The organism is Paraburkholderia rhizosphaerae (assembly GCF_004366595.1).
GTDB lineage: Bacteria > Pseudomonadota > Gammaproteobacteria > Burkholderiales > Burkholderiaceae > Paraburkholderia > Paraburkholderia rhizosphaerae.
Window position 1 is genome coordinate 38,507 of the sequence record NZ_SORE01000005.1, and the last position, 13,953, is coordinate 52,459.

The 13,953-nt window shown below is 61.0% G+C and carries 13 protein-coding genes; 10 read left to right on the plus strand and 3 right to left on the minus strand.

Features of this window, described 5'->3' with window-relative positions; all coding sequences use genetic code 11:
* Nucleotides 1-36: 36 nt before the first annotated feature.
* The 5 genes from BX592_RS07820 to BX592_RS07840 all read left to right on the plus strand — a co-directional run bounded on the left by BX592_RS07820 (nucleotide 37) and on the right by BX592_RS07840 (nucleotide 5,090).
* Entirely contained in the window at nucleotides 37-1,530 is a 1,494-nt protein-coding gene (locus tag BX592_RS07820) for a form I ribulose bisphosphate carboxylase large subunit (RefSeq protein ID WP_134191106.1), read from the plus strand.
* Between the two features lie 33 nt (nucleotides 1,531-1,563).
* Entirely contained in the window at nucleotides 1,564-1,980 is a 417-nt protein-coding gene (locus BX592_RS07825) for a ribulose bisphosphate carboxylase small subunit (protein ID WP_134191107.1), read from the plus strand.
* Between the two features lie 46 nt (nucleotides 1,981-2,026).
* Complete coding sequence (cbbX, locus tag BX592_RS07830) at nucleotides 2,027-3,034, plus strand: CbbX protein (RefSeq protein WP_134191108.1); 1,008 nt, start codon at nucleotides 2,027-2,029, stop codon at nucleotides 3,032-3,034.
* A gap of 9 nt (nucleotides 3,035-3,043) precedes the next feature.
* Nucleotides 3,044-4,147 (plus strand): class 1 fructose-bisphosphatase, encoded by a 1,104-nt coding sequence (locus BX592_RS07835; RefSeq protein ID WP_134191109.1) that lies wholly within the window; start codon nucleotides 3,044-3,046, stop codon nucleotides 4,145-4,147.
* Nucleotides 4,148-4,217: 70 nt separating this feature from the next.
* Complete coding sequence (locus BX592_RS07840) at nucleotides 4,218-5,090, plus strand: phosphoribulokinase (protein ID WP_134191110.1); 873 nt, start codon at nucleotides 4,218-4,220, stop codon at nucleotides 5,088-5,090.
* A 77-nt stretch (nucleotides 5,091-5,167) separates the two neighbouring features.
* Here BX592_RS07840 and BX592_RS07845 read toward each other — a convergent pair whose 3' ends face one another.
* On the minus strand, nucleotides 5,168-5,521 hold the full coding sequence (locus tag BX592_RS07845; RefSeq protein WP_208327866.1) for a hypothetical protein: 354 nt from the start codon (nucleotides 5,519-5,521) through the stop codon (nucleotides 5,168-5,170).
* Between the two features lie 175 nt (nucleotides 5,522-5,696).
* Nucleotides 5,697-6,176 (minus strand): VOC family protein, encoded by a 480-nt coding sequence (locus tag BX592_RS07850; RefSeq protein WP_134191112.1) that lies wholly within the window; start codon nucleotides 6,174-6,176, stop codon nucleotides 5,697-5,699.
* A gap of 258 nt (nucleotides 6,177-6,434) precedes the next feature.
* Here BX592_RS07850 and BX592_RS07855 point away from each other — a divergent pair, with 258 nt between their 5' ends.
* Complete coding sequence (locus tag BX592_RS07855; RefSeq protein ID WP_243849381.1) at nucleotides 6,435-6,932, plus strand: TIGR00645 family protein; 498 nt, start codon at nucleotides 6,435-6,437, stop codon at nucleotides 6,930-6,932.
* 60 nt (nucleotides 6,933-6,992) lie between these two features.
* Here the strand turns inward: BX592_RS07855 and BX592_RS07860 are convergent, their stop codons facing one another.
* Nucleotides 6,993-8,795, minus strand: a complete 1,803-nt coding sequence (locus BX592_RS07860) for an L-lactate permease (protein ID WP_134191113.1) — start codon at nucleotides 8,793-8,795, stop codon at nucleotides 6,993-6,995.
* Between the two features lie 479 nt (nucleotides 8,796-9,274).
* Here BX592_RS07860 and BX592_RS07865 point away from each other — a divergent pair, with 479 nt between their 5' ends.
* The 4 genes from BX592_RS07865 (at nucleotide 9,275) to BX592_RS07880 (ending at nucleotide 13,946) form a co-directional block, all read left to right on the plus strand.
* Complete coding sequence (locus BX592_RS07865) at nucleotides 9,275-9,880, plus strand: hypothetical protein (RefSeq protein ID WP_243849382.1); 606 nt, start codon at nucleotides 9,275-9,277, stop codon at nucleotides 9,878-9,880.
* Between the two features lie 241 nt (nucleotides 9,881-10,121).
* Nucleotides 10,122-12,086 carry an arylsulfatase gene (locus tag BX592_RS07870; protein WP_134191114.1) on the plus strand — a complete coding sequence of 655 codons (1,965 nt, stop codon included), beginning with the start codon at nucleotides 10,122-10,124 and terminating at the stop codon, nucleotides 12,084-12,086.
* 31 nt (nucleotides 12,087-12,117) lie between these two features.
* Nucleotides 12,118-13,149 carry a formylglycine-generating enzyme family protein gene (locus BX592_RS07875; protein ID WP_134191370.1) on the plus strand — a complete coding sequence of 344 codons (1,032 nt, stop codon included), beginning with the start codon at nucleotides 12,118-12,120 and terminating at the stop codon, nucleotides 13,147-13,149.
* A complete protein-coding gene (locus BX592_RS07880; protein WP_134191115.1) occupies nucleotides 13,146-13,946 on the plus strand; it encodes a MetQ/NlpA family lipoprotein in 801 nt (266 codons plus the stop codon). Before BX592_RS07875 ends, BX592_RS07880 begins: the two co-directional genes overlap by 4 nt.
* Nucleotides 13,947-13,953 lie beyond the last annotated feature (7 nt).

Here is a 13,953-nt window from a genome sequence, read left to right on the forward strand (position 1 = left end):
ACAAGCTTCAGTGCCCGTTATCCGAGGAGGACAGTGATGAACGATTTCAGCCAGGAGGCGATCGCGCCCGCCGCCGCGCCGACACGACGCTCGCGTTACGACGCGGGCGTGCTCAAGTATCGCGAGATGGGTTACTGGCAGCCGGATTACGAGCCGAAAGACACCGACGTGATCGCACTGTTCCGTATCACGCCGCAACCGGGTGTCGAGCCAGAGGAAGCGGCTGCGGCGGTGGCGGGCGAATCGTCGACGGCGACCTGGACGGTGGTGTGGACCGACCGCCTCACCGCTTGCGACATGTACCGCGCGAAAGCGTATCGTGTCGATCCCGTGCCGGCGTCGGGCATCGGCCATAACGAGCCACAGTACTTCGCGTATATCGCTTACGAGCTGGATCTGTTCGAGGAAGGGTCGGTCGCGAATCTGACCGCGTCGATCATCGGCAATGTGTTCGGCTTCAAGCCATTGAAAGCGTTGCGGCTCGAAGATATGCGCATCCCGGTCGCGTATCTGAAGACTTTTCATGGACCGGCGACCGGCATCGTCGTCGAGCGTGAACGGCTCGATAAATACGGACGGCCGTTACTCGGCGCAACGGTGAAGCCGAAGCTTGGGTTGTCCGGAAAAAACTACGGACGCGTCGTTTACGAGGGCCTTAAAGGCGGCCTCGACTTCCTGAAGGACGACGAGAACATCAACTCGCAGGCATTCATGCATTGGCGCGACCGCTATCTGTTCTCGATGGAAGCGGTCAATCGCGCGCAAGCGGAAACCGGCGAAGTGAAAGGCCACTACCTGAACGTGACGGCCGCGACGATGGAAGACATGTACGAGCGCGCGGAATTCGCAAAAGAGCTCGGCTCGTGCATCGTGATGATCGATCTCGTGATCGGCTGGACCGCGATTCAGTCGATGGCGCGCTGGGCACGCAAGCACGACATGATTCTGCATTTGCATCGCGCGGGGCACGGCACCTATACGCGTCAACGCAATCACGGCATTTCGTTTCGCGTGATCGCGAAATGGCTGCGCATGGCGGGCGTCGATCATGCGCATGCGGGCACCGCGGTCGGCAAGCTCGAAGGCGATCCGCTGTCGGTGCAGGGCTACTACAACGTGCTGCGCGAAGCGCGCAATCCGGTCGATCTGTCGCGTGGGCTTTTCTTCGATCAACCATGGGCCGGATTGCGCAAAGTGATGCCAGTCGCGTCCGGCGGCATTCACGCGGGGCAGATGCATCAGCTGCTCGATCTGTTCGGCGACGATGTGATCCTGCAATTCGGCGGCGGCACGATTGGGCATCCGGCCGGCATTCAGGCCGGAGCGACGGCCAATCGCGTCGCGCTCGAAGCGATGGTGAAGGCGCGCAACGAAGGCCGCGATCTCGCGCACGAAGGACCTGACCTGCTCGAAGCGGCCGCGCGCCACTGCCTGCCGTTGAAACAGGCACTCGATACCTGGCGCGATGTCACGTTTAACTATGCGTCGACCGACACGCCTGACTTCGCCGTGACGCCGAGCGTCGCCTGACCGATCACTCGTTTTGCACGAAGGGGTACCGCCATGCGTATCACGCAAGGGACGTTTTCTTTTTTGCCTGAACTGACCGACGATGAAATCCGCCTGCAAATCGACTATGCGCTGGGTCAAGGCTGGGCTTGCTCGGTCGAATTCACCGATGACCCGCATCCGCGCAACACATACTGGGAGATGTGGGGGTTGCCGATGTTCGATCTGCGCGATGCGGCGGGCGTCATGCAGGAAGTGAGCGCGTGCCGCGCCGCTTATCCGCAGCACTACATCAAGGTCAATGCGTTCGATTCCGTACGCGGCTTCGAAACGATGCGGCTGTCGTTCATCGTGAACCGGCCGGATGTCGAAGCGACGCTGTGGCTCGAACGCGATGAAGGCGAAGGGCGTGCGCAACGTTATGCGCTCAGGTGCCGCGCCGGTGGTGCGCGCACCGATGCGCACGAGTGAATGCACGCCGCGCGCCGTACCGCATTGCATCGAAACGGAGACGACCATGATTGCCGATACGCTTGAATTGCCGGCACGCCGCGACGCGTTGCCCGGAGCGCCATCTGGCGCCCCCCCGGACGCCCCCCATGTGAACCTGCTCGCGCTGTACCGCGAGTCCGGCATCGCGGGCGTGATCAGCGAACTGGACCGCGATCTGGTCGGGCTCGCGCCGGTGAAGACGCGCATTCGCGAGATCGCCGCGCAATTGCTGGTCGAACGTGCGCGCGCAACGCTCGGCATTGCGACGGGTGCGCCGACGCTGCATATGTGCTTTTCCGGCAACCCCGGTACCGGCAAGACGACGGTAGCGCTGCGCATGGCCGACGTGCTGCACCGGCTCGGTTATATCCGGCGCAATCATCTGGTGTCGGTTACGCGCGACGATCTGGTGGGGCAGTACATCGGCCACACCGCGCCGAAAACACGCGATGTGTTGAAGCGCGCGATGGGTGGCGTGCTGTTTATCGACGAAGCGTACTACCTGTATCGCCCGGAAAACGAGCGCGACTACGGGCAGGAGTCGATTGAAATTCTGCTGCAGACGATGGAGAACCAGCGCGACGACCTCGTCGTGATTCTCGCCGGCTACGCGTCGAAGATGGACACGTTTTTCCAGAGCAATCCCGGCTTCCGGTCGCGCATCGCGCATCACATCACGTTTCCCGACTACGGCGCGGAAGAATTGCTCGCGATCGCCGAACGGATGCTCGATACGATGCACTACCGCTTCGATTGCGATTCGCGCCGCGCATTCGAAGATTATCTGGACCGTCGCGTGAAGCAGCCGAGCTTCGCGAATGCGCGCTCGGTGCGCAATGCGCTCGACCGGGCGCGACTGCGTCAGGCGAATCGTCTGTTTGCCGCCGCGCTGGACGGCGCGCAACCAGCGGACCCTGCGGCACTGACGTTGATTACCGCAGGTGACATCCGCGCCAGCCGCGTATTCGACAGGCTCACGCCTGGCCCGCATCGCGCGACTCCTCCCACATCGGCCGAACACACGGCTTCCTAGGGGCATGCGATGCGAGACGGACGAACGACACTCTCGAAGTTCCTGATCGACGCGCTCGATCGGCAGAGCCCGTCACGGCGCGCGAGCGGGCTGTCGGCGCTGTTGATCGACGTCGCGGCGTCGATCAAGACGATCGCCGCGACGCTCACGCGCGGCGCGCTCGACGGCAACTATGGCTCCGCGCGCTCCGCAAATGTGCATGGCGAAGAGCAGAAAAAGCTCGACGTGTTGACTAACGATATCTTCCTTCAGCATTGCGAGTGGGACGGCTTGCTGGCGGGGATGGTGTCCGAGGAGATCGAGCATGTGTACCAGATTCCGCCGTGCTTTCCGCGTGGCGAGTACCTGCTCGCGTTCGATCCGCTCGATGGTTCGTCGAACATCGATATCAACGGCGCGGTGGGGTCGATTTTCTCGGTGATGCGCGTGCCGGACGGCGCAGCCAACGGGTCGATGACGGAACGCGCTGCGTTTTTGCGGCCAGGTCATGAACAGGTCGCCGCAGGCTACGCGATCTACGGCCCCGCGACCATGCTCGTGTTATCGATTGGCAACGGCACGCACGGCTTCACGCTTGAGCGGGAAGTGGGCAACTTCGTGCTTACGCATTCGGACATCCGCGTTCCCGAAGACGCCAGCGAGTTTGCGATTAATGCATCGAACGAGCGCTTCTGGGAGCCGCCGGTGCGCCGCTATGTGCAGGAATGCAAGGACGGCAAAAGCGGCTGCCGCGAACGTGACTTCAACATGCGCTGGATTGCCGCAATGGTCGCCGACGTGCACCGCATTCTGATGCGCGGCGGCGTTTATATGTATCCTCGCGACTATCGCACCGCGACCACGATGCAGGGGCGGTTGCGCCTGCTGTACGAAGCGAACCCGATGAGCTTTCTGATCGAACAGGCGGGTGGCGACGCAACGACCGGGCGCGAACGGATTCTCGATGTCGTGCCTCGCGACTTGCATGAGCGCGTGCCGGTCATCCTCGGTTCGAAGAACGAAGTGACACGCATTGCACGCTACCACCGCGAGCATGACCTCGGCACCGACCGGCCGTTTTCGTCGCCGCTGTTCAGGGAGCGTTCGCTCTTTTTGCCTGAAACGCCGGCATGAAGCGTGCGTTGATCGGCCCCGCGTAGTCGTCAGCGTCATCTGCCACCGCTTATCGCCAGGGAGAACGCGCATGTCAGTCAAGCATCCGATTATCGCCGTGACCGGATCGAGCGGCGCCGGCACGACTACCGTGATGAAGAGCTTTCAGCATATCTTCAGACGTGAGAAGATCAACGCACAGATTGTCGAAGGGGATGCGTTTCATCGTTATGACCGGCTGGGGATGCGTGAAGCGTTGAAGCAGGCCGAGCGCGATGGCGTGCATAACTTCAGTCATTTCGGTCCGGATGCGAACATGCTCGAGGAACTCGAGCAACTGTTCGCCAGCTACGGCAAGACGGGCAGCGGAAAGTTTCGACGCTATGTGCACGACGACGCGGATGCCGCGACGTTCAAGCAGGCGTCCGGTACGTTCACGCCGTGGGAAGACGTCGAGCAGGGCACGGATTTGCTGTTCTATGAAGGGCTGCACGGTGCGGCGGTGACCGACCGCGTGGATGTCGCGCGGCATGCGGATTTGCTGGTCGGCGTGGTGCCGATTATCAACCTCGAATGGATTCAGAAGCTGCATCGCGATCAGAACATGCGCGGCTATTCTCATGAAGCGATCGTCGATACGATCCTGCGACGCATGCCCGATTACGTGAACTACATCTGTCCGCAGTTTTCACGCACGCATGTCAATTTTCAGCGCGTTCCCACCGTGGATACGTCGAACCCGTTCACCGCGCGTGAGATTCCGCAGCCCGACGAGAGTTTTGTCGTGATCCGCTTTGCGCGGCCCAAAGGGATTGATTTCCCGTATCTGCTGACAATGTTGCACGACTCGTTCATGTCGCGGCCGAATGTGATCGTCGTGCCGGGCGGCAAGATGGGCCTGGCGATGCAACTGATCTTCACGCCGATGATCCTGCAACTCAGGGATCGTTGCGCGCGGGCGTGATTGAACAACCGTTTCCGCCGCTGGCCGTCTGTCCCTCCTCGTGCGCGCGTCAGCCCTTTTTTCTTTGTGCGCGATGCCTAGCGGTGACGATATCCGTGATGATGCCAACCACGATATCCGCCGTAGCCATATCCATAGCCTCGCCAGGTCGGACGTCCCCATGCGCCTCCGTGGCCATGGCGGTAGTAGCCGGGCGGCGGTCCGTAGAAGACAGGTGGTGGCCTGACCAACACGGGCGGCCCGCCGTAATAGGCGGGTGGATACGATGGGTAGTAGGCGACGGGCGGCGCATATGGCCTGTAAATGACCGGTGGCGGGCTGACATAAACCGGACCGCCGACGTAGATGCCGATGCTGCCGTAGGCGAACGCCGCATCATATCCGTAAGCCATCGCGAAGCCTGCGGCAAGCGACATTAGTGCGCGTTTCATCATGCCTTCCGTTCCCTCTACCACACGGTCCGTTATGCAATTGAAAGAATAGGACCCGGGAACGTGGACCGCTATTACGACAGTCGATCATTTGTAACGGCGCGTAACTCCGCAATTGGCTTGCCGGACGTGGCATGGAATCAGCTAATGAATCGCGCGGATCAGCTGAGAAGCATCATCCGCGGCGTGCGGCTTCGATCGCAGCGATGTCGATCTTTCCCATGTTCATCATCGCTTCGAATGCGCGCTTAGCTACGGCCCGATCAGGGTCGGCGACCGCGGCCATCAGCACGCGCGGCGTGATTTGCCACGATAGTCCCCACTTGTCCTTGCACCAGCCGCATGCACTTTCCTTGCCGCCGTTTCCGACAATCGCGTTCCATAGGCGGTCGGTTTCAGCCTGATCATCGGTCGCGACCTGAAACGAAAATGCCTCGTTGTGCGTGACGCCCGGGCCTCCATTCAGGCCGAGACACGGAATACCCATCACCGTGAACTCGACCATCAACACATCGCCGGTCTTGCCCGACGGATAGTCGCCGGGCGCGTGATAGATCGTTCCTACCGCACTGTCCGGGAACGTCGCGGCGTAGAACTTCGCGGCATCCAGCGCTGCACCGTCGTACCAGAGACAAATCGTGTTCTTGCTGCTCATGCCGGTTCTCCTGAGTGGTTGTAGATAGAGTCCAGTCGGCCTCTCTTTCGTCATAACGAAAGACAGAAGGTTAGATGTACCGTCGATCGTCGGGTTCAGGCATGTCTCGTGTTACTGCTGTTCAAGGCCTGCGTGCGGGTCAAACCGGAACTCGCGCCAGGGCCGAGCGGATGACCCGCTTCCGGAGGATTTCTTATGCAACCGATGCATCCGACAGATCACACCAGCGGGCGCGCCCCCGGTCTTGCCGAGCGTTCCGTGGAACGAGGTATTTTCGCGAGCCGATGGATCCTGGCGCCGATCTATGTCGGTCTCGCGCTCAGTCTGCTGATGTTGCTCGTGAAGTTTGCGCAGGAGTTTTGGGAAATGGCTTCGGGCCTCGTTGCTAGCAGTTCGGACGATGTCATTCTTGGGGTGCTTTCGCTGATCGATCTTTCACTGATGGCGAATCTGTTGCTGATGATCATCTTCGGCGGTTACCAGAATTTCGTGTCGAAGCTCGAACTCGACGGGCATGTAGACACGCCGGACTGGATCGGCAACGTCGGATTCAGCGACATCAAGCTGAAATTGATGGCGTCCATCGTCGCCATTTCGGCGATCGAGGTATTGCAGGGATTCCTGACGATCGAACAGGTCGGCACCCGAACGGTGATGTGGGGCATGGCGGTGCATATGACGTTCGTCGTTTCGGCGCTGTTGCTCGCTTTGATGGACTGGATCATCGCGAAGTCTCGCGCACGGCGCACGGTCTGAGCTTGAAGTCGCGAGTCAGACCGTTTCCGATGTAAAGCCTGGCCAAGCGGTGCGTTGTCACTATCTGGGCACGGGGATCACCCCCGGGAACACATACGCTTGCAGCATTGCGATGATGCCGATCACCGCGGCGCCGGCGATCGAATGAAAAAACACAGTCCTGAAGATCGGCCCTAACGCAAACGACCGCTCTTTAGGACTGTCATAACAAGCCGCACACGCGACCATGATCGACTGCGCGTCGATCATCTTCCCCATTACCCCGCCGGTGGAATTCGTCGCGACAATCAGGATCGGGTTCAGGTTTAGCTGCTGCGCGGTGATCCTCTGCAGGCTGCCGAATAGCGCATTGGACGCCGTATCGGAGCCGGTCAGGAATACACCGAGCCAACCCAGGTAGGCGGCGAAGAACGGATAAAGAAAACCCGCATGCGTGAACGCAAGGCCAAGCACTGCATCGGTACCCGAGTAGCGTGTCAGAAATCCCAGCCCCAGCACTTGACCAATGACCAGCACCGGAATCTTCATCCGCCGCATGGTTTGCACGAACGCATCCTTCCACTGCGCGGGGCGCAACTTGAGGATGAATCCAGAAAGCAGCGCCGCGACGAACACCCCAGTCCCGGCGGTCGATAACCAGTTGATCGTAAATTTTGCCGTTTCCGCCTTCGCGTCGACGGGTGCAACCGGCGGCATCCGCTGTACAAGATTATTGAGCGCGGGCATGTCCCAGACCGGCAGCGACAGCGTGCCGGCGAACTTCGAACCGAGAAACGTCGTCGAAAAGGTGATGTCCGCGAACAGATTGTTCAGCAGCTTCTTGAACTCCGGCACACCCCATAACGCGCAGCAGGCGATCAGAATGACCCACGGCATCCATGCGTAGATCGTTTCGCCGGTCGTGTACGGGTACTTCCATTCGTTCTTGTCCGTGGTGCTTGTCGCGCTTTTCCCTGCTCGCTCGAGCGCCTCTCGCTCGGAGCGCAGCAGGAACCGGGTTTTCGGATGCCAGACGAAGCGCAGAAAGAGCGCGGTGCAGATCACCGAAAATACGCCCGACACGACGTCGGTCATCAAATGCAGCGCGCTGCTTCCCGACGCGAAAAACTGCATCAGCGCGAAAGACAAGCCCGCGCACAACATCGCCGGCCAGACCTCGAACACCTGCTTCCACGTGCCGCCTTCCATCTTGACGAACGTCGCGACCAGCCAGAACGGCACGAGCACCGACACGAACGGCAGTTGCCGGCCCGCCATCGCGGACAAGGTGACCTGATCGAGCCCGCTGACGGCGGCCAGCGTCACGATCGGCGTGCCGATTGCGCCCCACGCGACCGGCGCGGTGTTCGCCAGCAGGTTTAGCACCGCGGCCTGGAACGGTCTGAAGCCGAGGCCCACCATCACGGCCCCCGCGATGGCCACCGGTGTGCCGAAACCCGATGTGCCTTCGATAATCGCGCCGAACGAGAACGCGATCAGCACGCACTGCAGGCGCCGGTCGAATGAGATGTGAACGATGGACTCTTTCACGATCTCGAACTTGCCGCTCACGACACTCATCGTGTAGAGGAACATCGCCGCCAGCACGATCCAGATGATGCCAAGAAATCCGGACAGCGTGCCGAGCGCGAACGCCGAAACGGCGGACACGACCGGCATCCGGAATACCAGACAGGAAATGATGAATGCGGCGACGACCCCGAAGAATGCCGCGTAGGGCGCGGAAATGCCCAGGTGCACATTGCCCTGCGAATCACGATGCCGGTGCAGCGCAATGAAATAAAGCAGCGTCAGGATCGGGATGGCGGCGGCGATCGTGGAAAGAAACGCGTTGCCCAGCGGGTTATATATCTGGTGGTACATGGCCCTTCCTTTTTAGTCTTGGGATGAGGGACTACCGTGCACGTTTTCCCGATGCTTCTTTTCCTATGGCCGGCTGCGCGCGCCATTTATTCGAACGACCGTTCGCCATCGACACATGGACTTGAGCGCTAGTGGCGGTAAGCGGCCCACCCTTGCTGACTTTCATAAATGAGACGTACACCTTTCAATTTACCGGTGTCTTGATGTATAGCGGGGGGCGTCGCCGATTTCAAGTTTTGTGGGTTTCGCGCAATTTTCGTGGTTAGGAGCGGCATGCTCGCGCAAGGTGGAGCTTGATCTGAAGGTTGACATTCGCGACCAAGTTAATGCGGAAAGATTTCCAACGCTTGTAGTCGGTTGCGCGGCAGAGGCTTTGGGAGTGACAAGACCCGACCATGTAACCAGAGACGGCTAAAGATTCGCCCGGTAGGGTCGATAACTCGAACTTACTCTGGTCATTTGCATGTTGGGAATTTCGCATGGAGCAGGCGCTCAATGCCGGCAAGAATGGCACCTGTCTGTCCGGGAGTTCCAGCGCTCCAATCACAATGAAACGTAACGCTCTTTTGCCTCTCGTTGCCATTGCAAGCGTAGGCATTTTGTCCGGCTGTGCGAGCTCGAGCAGACAGACTGCGGCAATCTATCATCCGGAAACGGAGGCGCGAGTGCGCGTCTACTGGGGCGCAACCACTGAGTTTTTCTTCAACACGAATTGCATACCGAAGCGCAATGCAAAGCGGATCACCGTATCGCAGCCCGGCCTGTCGAGCCTGACCAACAAAACTGTCGGAATGCCTGTGCCACCCGACGCCTACCGCTATTTCCATGAGTACATCGTTCCGGCCGAACAGCCGCTGACTGTTCGCGCGAGAATTGTCAGCGTAACGGAGATGGGCAATTGGGAGTACGTCAAGAAATTCCAACAGGAGGCCAGCACCTTCGTCCCGCAGCATGGGCACGACTATGAAATTGTCGTGAAACCTATTGAGGGCCGCAGTCAGATCTTCGCTCGCGAGCTAGTGACAAGCGACACGGAGGTGTCGGCTAAACAGTTCGACATCCCGCCAGCTCGTTCTTGCGAGTAAGACGTCTATCCATCGGCAACGATTCGCACCGCGTTGTCGAATGCCCGCTTCCGACTGAACGGCAATCGACGCAAATTGCATAAAGCCGGTCGCATCAACAACTCCACGTAAGTCCCCGCTCCACCCGCAAGCAAGCGCATCTGCGATATCGCGCAGACGCACTTGCTTTGCACAAATCGATGGTTCGGCCACGTCTGACCGATTGCTACCATTTCGCGCTCAGACAACAGTCATTAGAACAATGAAAACGCCCGAATCGAATCTATTCGCAGTCCGCTCCCGTTTCCGCGTTGGCGCGCTTGGCGCAGCCGTCGTCAGTCTTATCGCACTCGTGTCGTGTTCCGGCGAAAACGCGACGCCGCAGCAGCAGGCGTCCGCACCCGTGGCAGCCGCGAAACGTCCGAACATCCTCTACATCATGGCGGACGACCTCGGTTACTCGGATATTCATGCATTCGGCGGCGAGATCAACACGCCGAACCTCGATGCGCTTGTGCAGTCCGGCCGCATCCTGACGAACCATCACACCGGCACGGTCTGCGCGATCACGCGTTCGATGCTGATCTCCGGCACCGATCACCATCTGGTCGGCGAAGGCACGATGGGCGCGCCGTCCGATGAGCGCAAAGGTCTGCCAGGCTACGAAGGCTATCTGAACGACCGCGCGTTATCGGTCGCGCAACTGCTGAAAGACGGTGGATATCACACGTATATGGCGGGCAAGTGGCACATCGGTTCGGGGATTGTCGGCAGCACGACCGGTGGCGGCCAGACCCCGGATCAATGGGGTTTCGAGCGCAGCTATGCGCTGCTCGGCGGCGCGGCGACCAATCACTTCGCGCATGAACGCGCCGGCTCGAAGAACTACACGGAAGATGGCCAGTACGTGCAGCCTGGCCAGCCCGGTCAACCAGGCGGCACAGGGGGTAGCCCCGCTGTGTTCTACTCGACCGACTTCTACACGCAACGCCTGATCTCCTACATCGATTCAAACAAGGGAGATGGCAAGCCGTTCTTCGCGTACGCCGCGTACACCTCGCCACACTGGCCGTTGCAGGTGCCGGAGCCATATCTGCACAACTACGCCGGCAAGTACGACGCCGGCTACGATGCCATTCGCGCAGCGCGGATTGCGCGGCAGAAGACGCTTGGCATCATCCCGGCCGACTTCAACCCGTATCCGGGCGCGACCGAGACGCTAGGCGCGTCAGCAGGCACCACCAGCAACGGCACCGTCAACGCGAAGTACGTCAGCGCCGTGCATAGCGGCGTGCAGGGCTATACGGACTATGGTCCCGGCACCGTGAACAAGTCGTGGGCGAGCCTGTCCGCGGACGAGAAGAAAGCACAGGCGCGCTATATGGAGATCTATGCCGGTATGGTCGAGAACCTCGATCACAACATCGGCTTGCTGATCCAGCATTTGAAGGACATCGGCGAATACGACAACACGTTCATCATGTTCCAGTCGGACAATGGCGCGGAAGGCTGGCCAATCGACTCCGGCGCCGACCCCACCGCGACCGACACGGCCAACGCCGCCGACCCGGTCTATTCGGCGCTCGGCACCGACAACGGCAAGCAGAATGCGCAGCGTCTGCAGTACGGCCTGCGTTGGGCCGAAGTCAGCGCGACACCGTTCCGGCTGACGAAAGGCTACTCGGGCGAGGGCGGCGTATCGACACCGCTGATCGTGCACCTGCCCGGCCAGACCGCGCAGAAGCCAACGTTGAGCGTCTTCACGCACGTCACCGACAACACCGCCACCTTCCTCGCGGTCGCGGGCATCGCACCGCCGACGCAAGCCGCGCCCGCGCTGATCAACGCGCTGACGGGCGTCGATCAGAACAAGGGAAAGGTGGTCTACAACAACCGCTATGTGTATCCGGTCACAGGGCAATCGCTGTTGCCGGTGTTGACCGGTCAGTCGAGCGCCGACGTGCATACCGCGTCGTTCGGCGACGAGGCGTACGGCCGCGGTTATCTGCGCAGCGCGGATGGCAAATGGAAAGCGTTGTGGACCGAGCCGCCGCTCGGACCGGTAGATGGTCACTGGCAGTTGTACGACATGACAGCGGATCGTGGCGAGACGACGGATGTGGCCGCGCAGAATCCGTCGATCGTCGACGGGCTCGTGCAGCAATGGAACGCCTATATGACGAACGTAGGCGGCGTCGAACCGCTGCGGCCGCGCGGTTACTACTAAGCGAGCGATCGTCGTGAGTCTCAACGTGAAAATGCTGGCCGCTTATGGCGCGTTGTTTGCCGCTGCGTTCGGAATCGCGATGGCGGCATCGGCAGGGTGGCGCGCCGGGCATCGTGCATTCGACGATGCCAACCATGGACGGCTTCTCGCGCCGCTCGGCTCGGAGAAGCAATGCGAGCGCTACAGCGGTTTGCCGGTTAACTGGCGCGACGATCCGAAGGCAGGCATGGTGCATCTGCACGGCGGTGCGTTTATATTCGGCAGCACGCGTGGTTACGAAGATGAGCGACCGGCCGGCGACGGCCGAACGACGGTCGGCGGTTTCTGGATCGATCAGACCGACGTGACGAATGCGCAATTCGCGACATTCGTCCGCGCGACCGGATATGTGACGGACGCCGAGAAGCAGCATGGCGCGGCGGTCTTTCGCACGCCGACGCGCGAACAGATGGACGCTCGCGACTTCGCGTGGTGGACCTGGGTGAAGGGCGCATCGTGGCAGCATCCGGGTGGGCCAGGCAGCGGTATCGACGGCCTGATGAACCAGCCGGTGACGCTCGTCACGCAAGCCGATGCGCTCGCGTACGCACAGTGGCTCGGCCGCGACCTGCCGACTGAAGCAGAATGGGAATACGCGGGCAAGGGCGGTGCAGACGGCGCGGACCTCGACGCGGCGCCGCGGGACGCACACGGCAAGCCCACCGCGAACTACTGGCAAGGCGCGTTTCCGGTGCTGAACACGAACGAGGACGGGCATACCGGACTGTCGCCGGTCGGTTGTTATGCGTCGAACGGATTCAAGCTGTACGACATGATCGGCAATGCATGGGAGTGGACGCGGGACGTATACACCGGCCCGCATCAGTCGCATACGAACGGCGATACAGCGGCTGTTGCGCCGGCGACGCGTAAGCACGACACGTTGGTGGTGATCAAGGGTGGCTCATTCCTGTGCTCGCGCGATTACTGTGTGCGATACCGCGCGTCTTCCCGCGAGCAGCAGGAGGCAGATTTGCCGGCATCGCATATCGGCTTCAGGACGATCTTGCGGGACCGTGGATGATGACACTGCGAAGCTTCATCGCTGCGTGGCTCGCGTCGATGGTGGTCTGCGCGATGTCATCGGGCGTGCAGGCCGCTGCGCCGATCGTGAAAGTCGGTGTGACGCGCGGCACGTACGCGCAAATCATGGGCGAAGTACGACGCGTGGCGGCGTCGCAAGGCTTGAGCGTTGAAATCGTCGAGTTCGACGACGGCGCGCGGATCGATGCGGCGCTGGCCGCGCGCGATATCGATGCGGCAACTTTCGAGGACGAACCCGCGCTCGACAAGTCGCGCAAGCGACATGGCTATGCGGTGTCCAGCGTGGCGACGACGGTCACGCTGCCGATGGCGCTTTATTCGCGCAAGCTGACGAACCTCGCGCAGATCCAGCCGGGTGCGAGCGTCGCGATTCCCGCCGACCGCGACGGCATGGCGCGCGCACTGATCCTGCTGCAAAACTTTACCCTGCTGACCTTTGACGACCATGCGGGCCTCCACGCGACGCTGCGCGACGTGACAGGCAACCGTCTGCATCTGAAGCTGCGGGCCATGCCGCGCGAGCAGCTGGTCGCGTCGCTGAACACGGTGACATTCGCGGTCATCGATAGCGCAAGCGCGCAGCAGGCCGGGTTATATCCGGCTCGCGACAGTATTGGCATCGAGGATGCACGTTCGCCGTATGCGGGCGTGTTGACGGTGCGCGATGCGGATCGCGCGCAGCCGTGGGTGGCGCAACTGGTCGCCGCGTACCACTCGAACGATGTCGCGCATTTCATCCTGACGCGTTATCAGGATTCGGTGCGGCGGCCTTGGTGAGCGCGGC